Genomic DNA, 16,051 nt, shown 5'->3' with positions numbered 1-16,051 from the left:
GAGTTTCCCGATGAAGCAGATGACCTTCGCCGACGCCGAGTACGCTGGCAAGCGCAAGCAAACCCGCAAGGAGTTGTTCCTGATCGAGATGGATCGGGTGGTGCCGTGGAAGGGCTTGATTGCTTTGATCGAGCCACATTATCCGAAAGGTGAAGGTGGCCGTCCGGCCTACCCGTTGATGGCGATGCTGCGTGTGCATCTGCTGCAGAACTGGTTCGGCTACAGCGATCCAGCGATGGAGGAAGCGCTGTACGAAACCACGATCCTGCGCCAGTTTGCCGGGCTGAACCTGGAGCGCATCCCCGACGAAACCACCATTCTCAACTTCCGCCGCTTGCTGGAGAAACACGAGCTGGCGGCCGGCATCCTCGCTGTCATCAATGGCTATCTGGGCGACCGCGGCCTGTCGCTGCGCCAGGGCACCATCGTCGATGCAACGCTGATCAATGCGCCCAGTTCGACCAAGAACAAGGACGGCAAGCGCGACCCGGAAATGCACCAGACCAAGAAGGGAAACCAGTATTATTTTGGCATGAAGGCCCACATCGGCGCCGATGACGAATCGGGTCTGGTGCACAGCGTAGTGGGCACGGCGGCCAATGTGGCGGATGTCACCCAGGTGGACAAATTGCTGCATGGCGACGAAAACGTGGTCTGCGCCGATGCAGGCTACACCGGTGTCGAAAAGCGGCCCGAGCATGAAGGACGTGAAGTTATCTGGCAGGTGGCGGCACGCCGCAGCACCTACAAAAAACTCGATAAGCGCAGCGTGCTGTACAAAGCCAAGCGCAAGATTGAAAAGGCCAAGGCTCAGGTGCGCGCCAAGGTCGAGCATCCGTTCCGGGTAATCAAGCGCCAGTTCGGTTACACCAAGGTGCGCTTTCGCGGCTTGGCCAAAAACACGGCGCAACTGGTGACACTGTTCGCTCTGTCGAACCTGTGGATGGCGCGCCGACATTTACTGACGAATGCAGGAGAGGTGCGCCTGTAATGCGGGAAATGGCCACCGGAGTGGGGTCCGGGTGGCGAAAACGTAAGAAATACTCGTCGAATTGATTGTTTTTTGATCATTTGGCGAGTTTAAAAGTTGCGCTAGGTGGTATGCCGGGGAAATACATGGCTACTTCAGACCATCCTTAGTGGGATGCAGAGAGTGTCATTACGAAATCAGCACAACTGCTTTTGCCTGTCCTAAGTGTGGCGCTTCGGTGCCGAAACCAAGGAAACCTGCAATATGGCCTTGGGTCATTGGAATCCCCGTCGCACTTTTCATTGGCATGTTGATTTACGGATCAACTATCCCTGAATACCGGAACACTGCCCGTGAAGCGCGCGATCTATGCGAGCAAATGGTTAAAAAGGGCCGATCTGATCCAAATTCCTGCGCAGAGATGTACAGAAACATCATCGCAGAAGGCGAAGAAGCCGAAAGAGCTGAAAAGCAAGCAATCCTAGACGCTCGGAAGGCTGAAAGAGCTGAAAAGCAAGCACGCAAGGAAACCGCTCCGTGAGACGAATCGAGACCGTTACGACTCGTTGGATCGACTAGGCCGCTGCCTTCGGATCAATGCGAGGTATCCGTGCGATTAAGGCCGTGCAAATACGTGTCGAGATCATCAGTTGAGGAAGGTAAGAGCTAAGCCAAAATTTGTTAACGCGGCTGCGCACATGACAGAGAGCTTTGTCTGTGCGCTGGTGTCATCAGGTGCTAAGCCTAAGTAGGTGGTCTCACGCCATGATTGCTCCTGGTGCTTGTCAAACTTAACGGTTTTTCGCTGCACCGGAAAGTCAATCATAGGTCCGATAACTGTCAATCCTGTCCTATACGACCTTGATTTCTGTCAATCCGAGTTAGCAAGATTGACTGTCAATCGTTGAACGATGAAATTATCGGAAGATCAAGTGTTACGGGCGGTATGTGGGTGTCAATCTTAGGAACTGCAAGCTGCTACAGCGCATTATTGGCCGGATGATCCGTTGGTGGCCGAGGCCACTGCCCGGGCTAAACCTCGTGGCACCTGAAGATCAAACGATCGCAGCCTGCGGCAGCTCCTACAGGATGTGAGTTGGCCAACAATTCATTACTGCGAGAAAACGGTCTTCACCCAACCTTGCAGCGTGTATTTTTCATCGATGACCAGAATGTTTGCCGGATTGTAGAAGTCATAATCGACAACACTCTTGTTGGTCGTGATGACCTTTTTTCGCGAGGTCATGGCTTCAAAAAAGCGAAAGCTCAAACCGGCCTGACCCGGCTCCAGCGACATTCTCTGCTCGAAGAACGTAATGCCCGGATGAGCCCCCGGGATCGGTTTGCACTGCACCAGAAACCTGTAATCGGTAATGCCGAGTCGATCGAACTCATTCGCCAGACCTTCAAGTGCCGGCACCCCGTCCTCGCCGGCCATCACCACAAATGCCGAGTAATCACCGGGCGCACTGTCGGCAACATAATCGTCGTAAATGAAATTGTGCAGTTTTTCAGATCGTGGTGCCGTTGCTATGGGGTGGCCGGGAGCAGAAAGCGGGCGATCACTGGCAAGTGATCGGAAATGCGCAGGGTATCGTCCTGGCGCACCATCGCTTCAACCCGTTTGATCTTCGGGCTGTAGAACAGATAGTCGACCGTGCGATCCGGGCCGTTGAGGCCGGGATCGTTGGGGTAGTGCGTCAGCCACTGGGCGCGATTGATGCCGCTGGCTTCATTGTTGTTCGGGATCATCGGGTATTTGTCCCACAGCAGATGTAACTCGCTGTCGGCGGCGTAGGGCGTGCGCTGCTCTGCGGGCAAACGGCGATATTGGCCGAGCGGCAGCAGGTTGAAGTCGCCGCCGACCAGCCACAGCAAACCCTGGCTTTCATACTTGTCGAGTACCTTGGCAACGGCCGTCACCTGCGCCTGCAAGGTGTCATTCGGCTGGCTGGCGCGTTCCAGATGCGTATTGAATACGGTCAGTTGGCCGCCATCGCTGAGCGGCAGACGGGTCTCGAGCAGGGCGTTTTTGGGCTGGAACTGGCGGCTGATGAAATTGCTCGAAGCCACCGGTAATTGCAGGCGTTCGGCGTGTTCGATGCGGTAGCGGCTCAGTGTCGCCAGTTGTCGTCCGACGCTGCCGAAGATGTGCGGTTCGGGAACGAAGTCGGCTTTCCAGTCAAACGCGCTGACGCTGCACGGATACAGATCGGCGACCCGCTCCTGCAACAGCTTGAGCTGATCCTGATAGTCGCTGGCCTTGGCGCCGTCATCCAGTTCCTGCAACAGCACCACATCGGGTTGCTCGTCGCGGATCACCCGCGCCACTTCATCGAGACTGAAGGCCATGTCTTCCAGGGTCGGCGCTTCGTCGTTGCCCTGGGCCAGATCATTCCAGAACACGTAACGCTTGCCGGCCAGGTACTGCACGTTCCAGGTCATGACTTTCAGCGCTTGCCAGGGCACCAGCGCGGGCGGGGTGCCGGTGCAGCTGACCGGCAGGGTTTCCCGGGTGTCGGGGCGCCAGGTCAGGCTGAACAACAGCACGCCGATCAGAGTGATGGCGAGCACAACAAGCAACAGGGTGTAGCGCAGCAGACGGGTCATGGCTCGGCTTATAGCGTTACAGAAAGTGGCCCCGAGCATACCCGAGTGCGCGCCCGTCGCCCAAGGCCAAAGCGATCAGACCGCGCCACTACGTTTGTCAGGCAGTTCGCTGATCAGCATGAACAGGCGAAACAGCACCACGCTGGTGAACAGTTGCAGGAAGCTGTGGGCACTGTCGATCAGTACGGCAATCACCGGGTTTTGCGGCTCTGGATAAACCGCCAGGCTCGCCCCTTTGAGCAACCACAGCGGTGTCATCACGCAGAGAATGCACAGCAGAATTCGCCAGAAATGCCCACGGCTCAGGCGCAGGCTTTCTTTCATGGCGTGCAATGGATTGAGGCCGCGCAGGACCAGCAGGTATTCGCCGAACGCCAGCATCACCATGAGGATCAGACCCGGCAGGAAATACAGCGAAATGCCCAGCAGGATCAGCAACGTGTTCAGCGCCGTCAGCAAGGCGAAGCGCGGCCACAGGGTGGCAGCCATCGCCAGCAGGTCGCGGTTGCGCGGCGACTCGCCACGACTGCGGGCATCGAGAAACAGAATCAGCGCGGCGGTATACAACGGATAAATCACCAGGCCGACGATGATGCTGCTCGCCGCAAAGCTTTCCGGCCCGGTGGTGCGATCGACCACCTGTTGCAAAAAGGCTTCGACGATTACCAGCGGCAGGCACAGCTGCACGATGCTGACCAAATGGCGTTTGAAAAAAAACAGAGAGTCGCGCAGCACTTCGAAGGCATTCATCAGTCGGTATCGCAGGTCGAAAACAGTGGCTCACTTTAACCGATGATGTGCGGCGCGGCACAAACGTAAACATTCGGTAAAGGTCGTTGAAACATCCTGTCACCGTCGCCATTACAGGTGAGCACCCCGTCCAGTGTGGACGAGGGCAATGTTTTCCCCCGGCAATCTACGAGGTCGCCATGAACAGCGAAGAGCAAACCCTGATCGATGGATTGTTTTCCCGGCTGCAACAGGCCGAAACGGAGGCAGCCCCGCGCGATGCCCAGGCTGAGGCGCGGATCAAGGAACACCTGACACGCCAACCGGCGGCAGGTTATTTCATGACCCAGGCGATTCTGGTGCAAGAGGCAGCGCTCAAGAGCCTCGACGAACAGAACAAGCAACTGACCCGGCAAGTCCAGCAGTTGCAGGCCGAACTGCAATCGGCCAAGGCCCAAGGTGCGGCGCCGACGCCGAGTGGTGGCGGTGGTTTTCTGTCGAGCATCTTTGGCGGCGGCACTTCGCGTCCGGCACCGGCCCAGAGCACCCCGGCATCCACTGGCGGCTGGCGTGAGCCGGCACCGCAGCAAAACTTCAATGCGCCCACGCCGCAGCAGAGCTTTGGCGCACAGTCGCCTAACTACGCGCAACAAGCGGCTCCGGCGGCAGGCAACAGCTTTCTCGGTGGCGCATTGAAAACCGCCGCTGGCGTGGCCGGTGGTGTGATGTTGGCGCAAGGCATCAGCAGCCTGTTTCATCACAATCAGCAGCCGGAAGAAATTGTTGAAGTGATCAAGGAAGAGCCGGCGCAGGTTGCAGATCAGAGCAACAGCGGTTGGGGCGATGACCAGCGCATGGCCGGAAACGACCAAGGTGGGGTTGCCGATACCGATTACAGCGATGACAACTCCTCGTTCTTCGATGACGACGATTCCTTCGTCTGACTCACCATTCGTCCGGAGCCCCTGAGGGCTCCGGACCGATTATTCGCGTCACCTTCCTTCGGGCTGGCATACTGAGCGCCATTTTCGGGCCTGGCGCCTGATCCCGCTTCGTGCGCTTGCGCGCTCACAGGAACTCCGGTGAAAAAAATCGCAGTGTTCGCCGACGTGCAGAACCTCTACTACACCGTGCGTCAGGCCTATGGTTGCCACTTCAACTACGCGGCGCTGTGGGCAGACATCAGCAAGGACGGGCAGATCGTCGAGGCCTACGCCTATGCGATCGACCGTGGCGACAGCAAGCAGCAGCAGTTCCAGCAGATCCTGCGCAACCTCGGCTTCATCGTGAAGCTCAAGCCGTACATCCAGCGCAGCGACGGCTCGGCCAAGGGCGACTGGGACGTGGGCATCACCCTCGACATCATGGACGCCGCCGACCACGTCGACGAAGTTGTCCTGGCGTCCGGTGATGGCGATTTCGACATGCTGCTGGAACGCATCATCAGCAAACACGGGGTGCAAGCGGTCGCCTACGGTGTGCCCGGCCTCACCGCCAACTCGCTGATCCGCGCCGCCAGCCGTTATGTGCCGATCGAAGGCGCACTGCTACTGAAGAATTGAGCGGTTACTGAAGAATTGATTTGTACGGAGTTGAACCCGGTTTGGAACGCATTGCAGTCATCGACTTTGAAACCACTGGCCTCTCGCCAAACAGCAGCTGTCGCGCCACGGAAATCGCCGTGGTCATGCTGGAAAACGGCCGCATCGTCGAGCGTTACCAGAGCCTGATGAACACGGGGGTACGCGTCCCCGCGTTCATCGAACAACTGACCGGCATCAGCAACGCCATGCTACGCACCGCGCCGCCGGCGGAAAAAGTGATGAACGAGGTCAACGAGTTTGTCGGCTGCACGCCACTGGTCGCGCACAACGCTTCGTTCGACCAGAAGTTTTGGGACTTCGAACTGGGGCGGATCAAGCGCACACGCCTGCAAAACTTCGCCTGTTCGCTGTTACTCGCCCGCCGACTGATGCCGGCCGCGCCGAATCACAAACTCGGCACCCTCACCACGTTCGCCCGCCTGCCACACACTGGCCAGGCGCACAGGGCGATGGCGGATGCGGAGATGGCCGCAAACCTGATGGCGCATCTGGCGGATGAATTGCGCAGCAAGCATGGCGTGCGCGAGTTATCCCATGACCTGCTGTGCAAACTGCAGAAAGTCCCTGCCGCCAAAGTCAGCGAGCACCTGCAGCGCTATCGCTGATCCCCAAATCGCAGTAGCTCCCCTGTAGGAGCTGTCGAGTGAAACGAGGCTGCGATCTTTTGATCTTGTTTTTAAAAGCAAGATCAAAAGATCGCAGCCTGCGGCAGCTCCTACAGGGAGTTTTGGTGATTCTTTTTATTTGCCGTTGCTTTCGATATGCCCGAGCGGCACGCGCTTCTGGATGACACCCGACCGCACCATCGACATGGTGCGGAACCCGACACCGCCACTGTCGACATCGCGGTCGATCTCTGCGCTTTTTTCAAAAGTGTACCGGCGCGATAAACAGGTTTTGTAACTTATTTTTGCCAGCTGGCCTTTCTAGAATATCCAGTCTCCTGATGCTGACTGTCGAGTTGCTCATGTCTGCCCTGCGCCGTTTTTCCTTGCCGCTGATCGCCGCTTTTTTTGCGTTGTATGTGATTTGGGGGTCGACCTACCTGGTGATCCGCATCGGCGTCGAATACTGGCCGCCGCTGATGCTGGGTGGTGTGCGCTTTGTGATTGCCGGCGCGTTGATGTACGGCTTTCTGCGCTGGCGCGGGGCACCGGCGCCGACGTGGGCGCAGTGGAAAGCGGCGGGGATCATCGGGATTTTGCTGCTCAGCTTCGGTAACGGTGCGGTGAGTGTGGCCGAGCACTCGGGGGTGGCTTCGGGAGTTGCTGCGTTGGCGGTGGCGACGGTGCCGCTGTTCACGTTGCTCTTCGGTTATTTCTGGGGCGCGCGCAATACCCGTCTCGAGTGGGCCGGGGTGGGCTTGGGCATTGTCGGCATCGCCATGCTCAACATGGGCTCCAACCTGCAATCGAGTCCGCTGGGTGCGGCGCTGCTGATTTTTGCTGCGGCGGCCTGGGCTTTCGGTTCGGTGTGGAGCCGGCATCTGCCGCTGCCACAGGGTGCGATGGCCAGTGCCGTGGAAATGCTGGTCGGCGGTGTGGTGCTGCTGATCGGTAGCACGCTGAGCGGCGAACATCTGCAAGCGCTGCCGCCGATTGAAGGCTGGCTGGCGCTGGCGTATCTGATTTTCTTCGGCTCGATCATCGCCTTCAATTCCTACATGTATCTGCTCAAGCACGTGCGCCCGGCCGCGGCGACCAGTTATGCCTACGTCAACCCGGCGGTGGCGGTGTTGCTGGGGATCGTGTTTGTTGGCGAGACGATTGGTATCGAAGAGGCGCTGGCGATGTTGGTGATCATCAGCGCTGTGGTGTTGATTGGCTTGCCGCAGTGGCGCCGACCAGTACCGCCGCCAGTCGCAGCGCCGACAGCCGTTCCCGCGGAACAGCGTACGAATTAGGGTAAACTGCGCGGCATTGCACACTCGTGTCGCACAATTGCGCTGAATTTTCCTACGGTACTCCCATGACTTTCGCCTCCCTTGGCCTGATCGAACCTTTGCTGCGCTCCCTCGAGAAGCTCGGCTACCAGACCCCGACGCCTGTGCAGGCGCAAGCCATACCGGCCGTTCTGGCCGGTCGCGACCTGATGGCAGCGGCCCAGACCGGCACTGGCAAAACGGCCGGTTTTGCCTTGCCGCTGTTGCAGTTGCTGGCCATGGAAGGCCCAAAAGTCACCGCGAACTCGGCGCGTGCGCTGATTCTGGTGCCGACCCGCGAGCTGGCCGAGCAGGTTCATGAGTCTGTGCGCCAGTACGCCGAAAACCTGCCGCTGCGCACTTATGCGGTTTACGGCGGCGTCAGCATCAACCCGCAAATGATGAAGCTGCGCGGCGGCGTCGATGTGCTGGTCGCCACGCCTGGTCGCCTGATCGACCTGTTCCGCCAGAACGCGCTGAAACTCGATCAGTTGCAAACCCTGGTGCTGGATGAAGCCGATCGTATGCTCGACCTGGGCTTCTCCGAAGAACTGGCGAACATCTACCGCATGCTGCCGAAAAAGCGCCAGACGCTACTGTTCTCCGCGACCTTCTCCGACGATATTCGCCTGCTGGCCGGGCAGATGCTCAACGACCCACTGAGCGTCGAAGTGAGCCCGCGCAACGTCGCCGCCAACACCGTCAAGCAGTGGATCGTGACGGTGGACAAGAAGCGCAAGGCCGAACTGTTCGTGCACTTGATGCGCAAGAACAAGTGGAAGCAGGTGCTGGTGTTCGCCAAGACCCGTAACGGCGTGGACGCGCTGGTGGAAAAACTCCAGGGCCTGGGCGTCAACGCGGACGGCATCCACGGTGATAAACCGCAAGCGACCCGTCAGCGTGCGCTGGATCGTTTCAAACTCAGCGAAGTGCAGATTCTGGTAGCCACCGATGTCGCGGCCCGTGGTCTGGACATCGAAGACCTGCCGCTGGTGGTCAACTTTGATCTGCCGATCGTGGCCGAGGATTACATCCACCGTATTGGCCGTACCGGTCGTGCCGGTGCAACGGGCGAAGCGATTTCGCTGGTGTGTGCCGATGAAGTGAACATGCTGTCGGCGATCGAGATGCTCACGCGTCAGACGTTGAAGCGGCAGAACGAACCGGACTTCGAACCCGAGCACCGCGTTCCGGATACCGATGCCAGCGGTCAGGTGATCAAAAAGCCGAAGAAACCGAAAAAGCCGAAAACTTCCGGCGGTGGCGGCAAGCGCAATCTGGGCAAGTGGGTCGACAGCGGCGAGACGCAGGCGCCAGAGCCTTCGATCAAGCCTGTGCGCAAGGTGCCGGTGTTTAATACTGGGCCGCGCAAGCGCAAGCCGTAAAAGCAGCTTCGAGTGGATAGCTGCAAGCTGCAAGTTAAAAGCGCTGTGCTTTAGCTTGCAGCTTGTGGCTTAAAACCTGGCGCTGCTTTTAAGCCACTGCACAATCCCCAACCCCGCCGCCCGCCCACTGGCAAAACACCCCGTCAGCAAATACCCGCCCGTTGGTGCTTCCCAATCCAGCATCTCACCGGCGCAGAACACCCCCGGCAACGCCTTGAGCATCAATTGCTCATCCAGCGCTTCAAACGTCACGCCGCCAGCACTGCTGATTGCCTCATCCAAAGGACGGGTCTTCACGAGTGTCACCGGCAATGCCTTGATCGCCCGTGCCAACAACGCCGGATCAGCAAACGTTGCAGCGTCAGTCAATTCACGCAGCAGCGCCGCTTTTACCCCATCAATCCCGACCTGACTGTGCAAGTGCTTGGACATCGATCGCGAACCACGCGGTTTGCTCAACGCAGCCTGAATTTTATCCACAGGCCGGCCGGGAAGCAGGTCAATGTGAATGGTCGCTGAGCCGTGCGCGTTGATCGCCTCGCGCATCGGCGCCGACAACGCGTAGATCAAACTCCCTTCAATCCCAGTCGCGGTGATCACGCACTCGCCCAAGCGCGGAATGTCGTCGTTCAAGCCGATGGCGATATTTTTCAGCGGCGCGCCGGCGAATTTGCTGACAAGCAATTCGCTCCAGGCCTGCACTTCGAAGCCGCAGTTACTTGGCTGCAATGGCGCCAGTCCTACACCACGCTGCTCAAGCGGCAACATCCACGCGCCGTCGGAACCGAGTCGCGACCAACTGCCGCCGCCGAGGGCGAGCAGCGTGGCGTCGGGTTTGAGGGTTTTCTCGCCTTCCGGGCTGTCGATGCGCAGCGCGCCGTGTTCATCCCAACCGAGCCAGCGATGGCGGGTGTGGATAACCACGCCGCTGTCGCGCAGACGCTTGAGCCAGGCGCGCAGCAACGGCGCGGCTTTCATGTCGGTGGGGAACACACGGCCGGAGCTGCCGATGAAGGTTTCGATGCCCAGATCGTGAATCCAGCGGCACAACGCATCGGCATCGAAGCTGCGAAGCACCGGGGCGATTTGCGGTGCACGTTCGGCGTAGCGCGAAAGGAACGCCGGGTAGGCTTCGGAATGGGTGATGTTCATGCCGCCGACGCCTGCCAGCAGAAACTTGCGGCCCACCGAGGGCATGCCGTCGTACAGATCGACGCGTATTCCCGCCTGGCTCAGCACTTCGGCGGCCATCAGGCCGGCAGGGCCACCCCCGATGATGGCGACGTGAGCGGGGGAGGCGGTGGAGGTCTGAGTCATGGCGTGCGCTGCGGTATGGCGAGATAAGGCGCGCATTCTAACAGCGTAGGCCAATGGGGGAGATCCCTGTGGGAGCGAGCCTGCTCGCGAAAGCGGTGGGTCAGTCACTTTTGATGTTGAAAGGACCGACTGCTTCGCGAGCCGGCTCGCTCCCACAGGGGATTTGTAGAGCAATTCAAATGTTGGTTAAAAAACAACCGCCGCGCTGTACGCCATGTTCGCTGTGGCCTGTAGTCCCTTTCACTCAGGTTATCCACAGGCAGTTCCACAGCGATTGTGGGTAACGCAGCACAGCTCAATGACAACCGTGTGACGTCCAGACCCGCTGCGCGCTGTGATGAAGGATGCCGTGGCGGCGGGCGAGGGCGTGGCGATCCTTGCTGTAACCACCGCCGATCACGCCGACCACCGGGATGTCGCGGCCCAGACAATGGCGCATCACGCTTTCATCGCGGGCGGCGACACCTTCGTCGGTCAGTTGCAGATAACCGAGGGCGTCGTCTTTGTGCACATCGACGCCGGCGTCATACAACACCAGATCCGGTTGATACAGCGCCAGCAGATAGTTGAGCGTGTCGTCGACCACTTTCAAATAGTCGGCATCGCCCATGCCTTTGGGCAGCGGTATGTCCCAGTCACTTTCGGCTTTGCGTGCAGGAAAATTCTTCTCGCAGTGCAGGGACACGGTAATCGCCTCCGGGGTGTCATGCAGGATGCGCGCGGTGCCGTCGCCCTGATGCACGTCGCAATCGAAGATCAGCACGCGATTGACCCGGCCGCTTTGCAGCAGGTATTGGCTGATGATCGCCAGGTCATTGAAGATGCAGAACCCCGCCGGGTAGTCGTAATGCGCGTGATGGGTGCCGCCCGCCAGATGACAGGCCAAGCCATGCTCCAAGGCTTTTTCCGCGGCGAGGATTGAACCGCCGACCGCCCGCACCGTGCGCCGCGCCAGTGCTTCGTTCCACGGCAGGCCGAGGCGCCGCTGGTCTTCGCGGGACAACTCGCCGCTCATGTAGCGTTCGATATAGCGACGGTCATGTGCCAGCGCGAGGATGTCGTTGGGACAGATCTGCGGACGCAACAAATCGGCGTCACGAGTCAGGCCGCTGTCGACCAGGTGATCACGCAACAGACGAAACTTGTCCATGGGAAAGCGGTGATCCGCTGGGAACTCGGGGCTGTAGTCTTCGTGGTAGATCAGCGGCAATGGCATGGCTTTTTCGCGTGGGAACGTTGGAAAGAGTGAAGGATCCTACCAGCGATGTAGACTTGCGGCATGGAAACGGAGGGGCACGATGGAGCCGATACTGCAACTGGAAAGCGCACGCCTGCTGATGCGTCAGTGGCAGGACGAGGATTTGCCGGCATTTGCGGCGATGTGTGCCGATCCTCAGGTCATGCGCTACTTTCCGGCACCCTTGAGCCGACTGGAAAGTGCGGCGCTGATTGGCCGGGTACGCGGACATTTTGCCGAGCATGGCTATGGTTTGTGGGCGCTGGAGCGCAAGGACAGCGGCGAGTTCATCGGATTCACCGGGTTGGGTGTCGTCGGTTTCGACGCGTCATTCACGCCGGCAGTGGAAATCGGCTGGCGTCTGGCCAAGGAACATTGGGGCCTGGGTTACGCCAGTGAAGCGGCGTGGACCGCTCTGCGCTGCGGCTTTGATCGATTGGCCTTGAAAGAGGTCGTGTCTTTCACCGCACAAAGCAATTTGCCTTCGGAGAAAGTCATGCAGGCGATCGGCATGCATCACGCGCCGGCCGATGACTTTGATCATCCGAAACTTCCCGTCGATCACCCGTTAAGAAGGCATGTGCTGTATCGCATCACCCGGGAACAATGGCTGCAAACCTTGCATGGATAAGCCGACACGGACGTTTACAATGGCCGCCAAATCATTGGCCTGCGCCAGAATCTGAATCGACCGCCGTAGCCAAGACTGCGCGGTATAGCTTTGTGTGAGGAGAGCCTGAATGAGCCAAGTGTTGGAAGATCTGGTCGATTTGCTGACCCTGGAACCGATCGAAGAAAACCTCTTCCGTGGCCGTAGCCAGGACTTGGGTTTCCGTCAGTTGTTCGGTGGTCAGGTGCTCGGCCAGTCGCTGTCGGCGGCCAGTCAGACCGTTGAAGAAACCCGCCATGTGCATTCGATGCACGGTTATTTTCTGCGTCCGGGCGATGCCAAGTTGCCGGTGGTCTATTCGGTTGACCGCGTGCGCGATGGCGGCAGCTTCAGCACTCGCCGCGTGACGGCAATCCAGAAGGGCCATCCGATCTTCACGTGCAGTGCTTCCTTTCAGTACGACGAAGAAGGCTTCGAGCACCAGACCCCGATGCCAGTCGTGGTCGGCCCGGAAAACTTGCCGTCGGAGCTGGAGCTGACTCAGCAACGTGCGCACCTGATCCCCGAGCACATGCGCGAAAAACTGCTGTGTCCGAAGCCGATCGAAGTGCGCCCGGTCACCGAAAAAGACCCGTATAACCCGCAGCCAGCGGACCCGGTGAAATATGTGTGGTTTCGCGCCGACGGTGCGTTGGCCGACATTCCGGCGCTGCACAAATATCTGCTGGCCTATGCCTCGGACTTCGGTCTGCTGACCACCTCGATGCTGCCTCACGGCAAATCGGTCTGGCAGAAAGACATGCAGGTTGCCAGCCTTGATCACGCGCTGTGGTTCCACAATGATCTGCGTGCAGATGACTGGTTGCTCTATGCGATGGACAGTCCGTGGGCCGGCAACTCGCGTGGTTTCTCCCGTGGCAGCGTGTTCAATCGCGCCGGGCAACTGGTGGCTTCGGTCACCCAGGAAGGCCTGATTCGGCATCGCAAGGATTGGGCATGAGCCTGGCTGACGTCCGCCATTGGGTGTTCGATATGGACGGCACCCTGACCGTCGCGGTGCATGACTTCGCGGCGATTCGCGTGGCGCTGGCGATTCCGCCCGAGGATGACATCCTCACCCATCTCGCCGCATTGCCGGCGGATGAAGCGGCGGCCAAGCATGCGTGGCTGCTCGAACACGAGCGCGATCTGGCCTTGGGTTCGACCCCGGCGACGGGGGCAGTGGAGCTGGTGCGTGATCTGCACTCGCGCGGTTATCGCCTCGGCATTCTGACCCGCAACGCGCGCGAACTGGCGCATGTGACCCTGGAGGCAATCGGTCTGGCTGACTGCTTTGCCGTCGACGATGTGCTGGGCCGCGATGAAGCACCACCGAAGCCGCACCCGGGTGGTTTGCTGAAACTGGCCGAGGCCTGGAACGTGTCGGCCAGTGAGATGGTGATGGTCGGCGACTACCGCTTTGATCTGGATTGCGGCCGTGCGGCGGGCGCGCGGACGGTTTTGGTGAATCTGCCGGATAACCCGTGGCCGGAACTGACGGATTGGCATGCGCAGGATTGTGTCGAGTTGCGGCAGATGTTGTTGGCTTAGGATCAAAAGATCGCAGCCTTCGGCAGCTCCTACAGGGGGATCGCACTCCATCTGTAGGAGCTGCCGAAGGCTGCGATCTTTGCTTTTGCTTTTACTCGAACAACGCCTTCTGCCCCTCCGGCGACGTCAGCATCTCATCGCCGTTATGCCCAACCCCCGACACCTCAACCAGGCGCTGATTCACCCCTTCCGGATGGCGGCGCAGCAAGTAACCGAAAAACATCTTGCCTCGCTCCAGGCGATACGCCCCCTGCGCTTTTGCCGAGCAACTCTTGTCCAGCGCCGGATGCTGTGGGTCGATGTCCTGCTGCCCGAGCAGATAAATCACCTCGCGTTTGATGTAACTGCTTTCAAGCTGCAGCGGCGTTTGCCCACCGGCATACACCGGCATGTCTGACAGACCGTACTTCCAGCGGTTGAAGCCCGGACATTGCGCGTGATCGAATGCCACGGGCCGCTGTTCATTGAAATAGGCATACGAGGAAGGGTTCGCTACCACGTAACGCAGGCGAATGCCGTTGGCCTTGAGCGCCGGTTGATCCTTGGCCAGCAGGGCATAACGCTGCACCACCTGGCCTCCGCCGGAGTGACCAAAAATCACGATCTGCCTGACGTCCGGAAACTGTTTGCGGTCGGTGATACGGGCGACGATTTCGTCCAGCGCCGCATAGGAACTCAATGGATTCGGACCTGTGGAAAAGCCGCCGCCCATCCACTCGTTGCCTTTCCAGCGCAACACCGTCGCGGGCAATGAGTACAACGGCACGTCACTTTCATTGAGAAACTGTGGGGCGATCACCAGCGTGTGCGCGGTTTGCCCCGCCAGTTCTGCCGCGCTTTCGGCGCTCTTGCGATAGGTCTCGGCGTTACGCAGGCGACCATGAATGACGATCAGCACGCGTTCGATTTTCTCCGGCGCAGGGCCGATACCTACCGCCATTTCCCCGGCCTTCAGTTGCAATCGCCCGGGGCTGATTGCGTCGACGCCAGCCGCCTGCGCGGTGCTGCCGACGATCAGTAAAGCCAAAAGCCATTTGTGCATTTACAGGTTTTTCGCCGCAAAGGTGTCGCACTGGCTTACCTGGCCCTGCGCGAATCCGGTTTTGAACCAGCGCACCCTTTGCGCCGACGTACCGTGAGTAAACGAGTCTGGCACCACACGACCCTGACCCTGTTGTTGCAAGCGATCATCACCGATGGCGTTGGCCGCGTTCATGGCCTCTTCAATGTCACCCGGCTCCAGCCAGTTCAGGCGCTTCTGTGCGCTGTAGGCCCAGACGCCGGCCAGACAATCGGCCTGCAGTTCCTGACGTACCAGCAAGCCACCGTCGCCTTCCATCTGCCGACCTTGCTGGCGGGCTGTCTGAATTTTCGCCGAGACACCGAGAAGCGTCTGCACGTGGTGTCCGACTTCGTGAGCGATCACGTAGGCTTGTGCGAAGTCTCCGGACGCCTTGAAGCGTTGCGACATTTCCTGGAAGAACGCCATGTCCAGATAGACCTTCTGGTCTGCCGGGCAGTAGAACGGACCGGTAGCCGATGTGGCCATACCGCACGCGGAGTTGACCCGATTGCTGAACAGCACCAGGGTAGGATCCTTATATTGCCGGCCGGCCTGCTGGAAAATCGTGCCCCAGGTGTCTTCGGTATCGCCGAGGATCGAGCGTACGAACTCTGCCTGTTCATCGTTGGCCGGCGGTGCCTGGCGGGTCTGCGAAGTGGCTGCCGGTTGCTCGGACATTTGCCCGGTGAGCTGGCCGAGGATCTGCATCGGGTCCTGCCCGGTGATCCAGCCAATGCCGACGATCAGCAGAATGGCCCCAAGGCTCAGGCCCTTGCCGCCGCCAAAGCGCATGCCACCGCCACCGCCGGCGTCATCACCACGGGCATCGACGACGTTGTCACTGCGTCGGCCTTTTTTCCATAGCATGTGGGAATCCTCTATTGAACGTGATGATGAGTGTTGCTGGTGCGTGAGTATGGCGCCAGTCCGGTCGTCAGACACCCGGGTTGCCCCGGCGGTTCTATTGGCGCGTGAATCCGGGTTCATGTGCAGGATCAGGACTATAACTTCGCGT

Annotated in this window: 16 protein-coding genes; 9 read left to right on the top strand and 7 right to left on the bottom strand. The window is 59.5% G+C overall.

Annotation, left to right across the window (positions count from 1 at the left end):
• Nucleotides 1-10: 10 nt before the first annotated feature.
• On the top strand, nt 11-991 hold the full coding sequence (locus IEQ42_RS16105) for an IS5-like element IS1384 family transposase (RefSeq protein ID WP_010466230.1): 981 nt from the start codon (nt 11-13) through the stop codon (nt 989-991).
• Between the two features lie 1,090 nt (nt 992-2,081).
• Here the strand turns inward: IEQ42_RS16105 and IEQ42_RS16100 are convergent.
• The 3 genes from IEQ42_RS16100 to IEQ42_RS16090 all read right to left on the bottom strand — a co-directional run bounded on the left by IEQ42_RS16100 (nt 2,082) and on the right by IEQ42_RS16090 (nt 4,330).
• Nucleotides 2,082-2,408 (bottom strand): WaaS/CpsH family glycosyltransferase, encoded by a 327-nt coding sequence (locus tag IEQ42_RS16100; protein WP_232392544.1) that lies wholly within the window; start codon nt 2,406-2,408, stop codon nt 2,082-2,084.
• A gap of 92 nt (nt 2,409-2,500) precedes the next feature.
• Nucleotides 2,501-3,580 (bottom strand): endonuclease/exonuclease/phosphatase family protein, encoded by a 1,080-nt coding sequence (locus IEQ42_RS16095; protein ID WP_210704159.1) that lies wholly within the window; start codon nt 3,578-3,580, stop codon nt 2,501-2,503.
• A gap of 75 nt (nt 3,581-3,655) precedes the next feature.
• A complete protein-coding gene (locus IEQ42_RS16090; RefSeq protein WP_210704158.1) occupies nt 3,656-4,330 on the bottom strand; it encodes a YciC family protein in 675 nt (224 codons plus the stop codon).
• A 179-nt stretch (nt 4,331-4,509) separates the two neighbouring features.
• On the opposite strand from IEQ42_RS16090, the gene IEQ42_RS16085 reads away from it, so the two are divergent.
• The 5 genes from IEQ42_RS16085 (at nt 4,510) to IEQ42_RS16065 (ending at nt 9,219) form a co-directional block, all read left to right on the top strand.
• Nucleotides 4,510-5,253 (top strand): DUF2076 domain-containing protein, encoded by a 744-nt coding sequence (locus IEQ42_RS16085; RefSeq protein WP_210704157.1) that lies wholly within the window; start codon nt 4,510-4,512, stop codon nt 5,251-5,253.
• Between the two features lie 138 nt (nt 5,254-5,391).
• Nucleotides 5,392-5,871 (top strand): LabA-like NYN domain-containing protein, encoded by a 480-nt coding sequence (locus IEQ42_RS16080; RefSeq protein WP_042561201.1) that lies wholly within the window; start codon nt 5,392-5,394, stop codon nt 5,869-5,871.
• A gap of 41 nt (nt 5,872-5,912) precedes the next feature.
• Nucleotides 5,913-6,518, top strand: coding sequence for a 3'-5' exonuclease (locus IEQ42_RS16075; RefSeq protein WP_042561200.1), 606 nt, complete (start codon nt 5,913-5,915; stop codon nt 6,516-6,518).
• Nucleotides 6,519-6,880: 362 nt separating this feature from the next.
• Nucleotides 6,881-7,816: a drug/metabolite exporter YedA gene (gene yedA / locus IEQ42_RS16070; RefSeq protein WP_210704156.1), complete on the top strand. Its 936-nt coding sequence runs from the start codon at nt 6,881-6,883 to the stop codon at nt 7,814-7,816.
• Nucleotides 7,817-7,881: 65 nt separating this feature from the next.
• Nucleotides 7,882-9,219 carry an RNA helicase RhlE1 gene (locus tag IEQ42_RS16065; RefSeq protein ID WP_210704155.1) on the top strand — a complete coding sequence of 446 codons (1,338 nt, stop codon included), beginning with the start codon at nt 7,882-7,884 and terminating at the stop codon, nt 9,217-9,219.
• Nucleotides 9,220-9,288: 69 nt separating this feature from the next.
• Here the strand turns inward: IEQ42_RS16065 and IEQ42_RS16060 are convergent, their stop codons facing one another.
• Nucleotides 9,289-10,536 carry a TIGR03862 family flavoprotein gene (locus tag IEQ42_RS16060; RefSeq protein WP_210704154.1) on the bottom strand — a complete coding sequence of 416 codons (1,248 nt, stop codon included), beginning with the start codon at nt 10,534-10,536 and terminating at the stop codon, nt 9,289-9,291.
• Nucleotides 10,537-10,831: 295 nt separating this feature from the next.
• The gene (locus IEQ42_RS16055) at nt 10,832-11,752 is read right to left on the bottom strand and encodes a histone deacetylase family protein (RefSeq protein WP_210704153.1); all 921 of its coding nucleotides are present in this window, start codon (nt 11,750-11,752) and stop codon (nt 10,832-10,834) included.
• An 82-nt stretch (nt 11,753-11,834) separates the two neighbouring features.
• On the opposite strand from IEQ42_RS16055, the gene IEQ42_RS16050 reads away from it, so the two are divergent.
• From IEQ42_RS16050 to IEQ42_RS16040, 3 genes are all read left to right on the top strand, one after another.
• Entirely contained in the window at nt 11,835-12,404 is a 570-nt protein-coding gene (locus IEQ42_RS16050) for a GNAT family N-acetyltransferase (protein ID WP_210704152.1), read from the top strand.
• A 109-nt stretch (nt 12,405-12,513) separates the two neighbouring features.
• Nucleotides 12,514-13,383 (top strand): acyl-CoA thioesterase II, encoded by an 870-nt coding sequence (gene tesB, locus IEQ42_RS16045; RefSeq protein WP_047303520.1) that lies wholly within the window; start codon nt 12,514-12,516, stop codon nt 13,381-13,383.
• Nucleotides 13,380-13,973 carry an HAD family hydrolase gene (locus IEQ42_RS16040; protein ID WP_210704151.1) on the top strand — a complete coding sequence of 198 codons (594 nt, stop codon included), beginning with the start codon at nt 13,380-13,382 and terminating at the stop codon, nt 13,971-13,973. The genes tesB and IEQ42_RS16040 overlap by 4 nt, the downstream gene beginning before the upstream one ends.
• A gap of 91 nt (nt 13,974-14,064) precedes the next feature.
• Here the strand turns inward: IEQ42_RS16040 and IEQ42_RS16035 are convergent, their stop codons facing one another.
• Nucleotides 14,065-15,015, bottom strand: coding sequence for an alpha/beta hydrolase family protein (locus tag IEQ42_RS16035; protein ID WP_210704150.1), 951 nt, complete (start codon nt 15,013-15,015; stop codon nt 14,065-14,067).
• Nucleotides 15,016-15,903 (bottom strand): KPN_02809 family neutral zinc metallopeptidase, encoded by an 888-nt coding sequence (gene ypfJ, locus IEQ42_RS16030; protein WP_042561190.1) that lies wholly within the window; start codon nt 15,901-15,903, stop codon nt 15,016-15,018.
• Nucleotides 15,904-16,051 lie beyond the last annotated feature (148 nt).

The organism is Pseudomonas iridis (assembly GCF_017980685.1).
In the GTDB taxonomy this organism is placed as follows: Bacteria; Pseudomonadota; Gammaproteobacteria; order Pseudomonadales; family Pseudomonadaceae; genus Aquipseudomonas; species Aquipseudomonas iridis.
The sequence above is the reverse complement of the archived record's forward strand: the minus strand, read 5'-3'. Positions and strand labels throughout refer to the sequence as shown.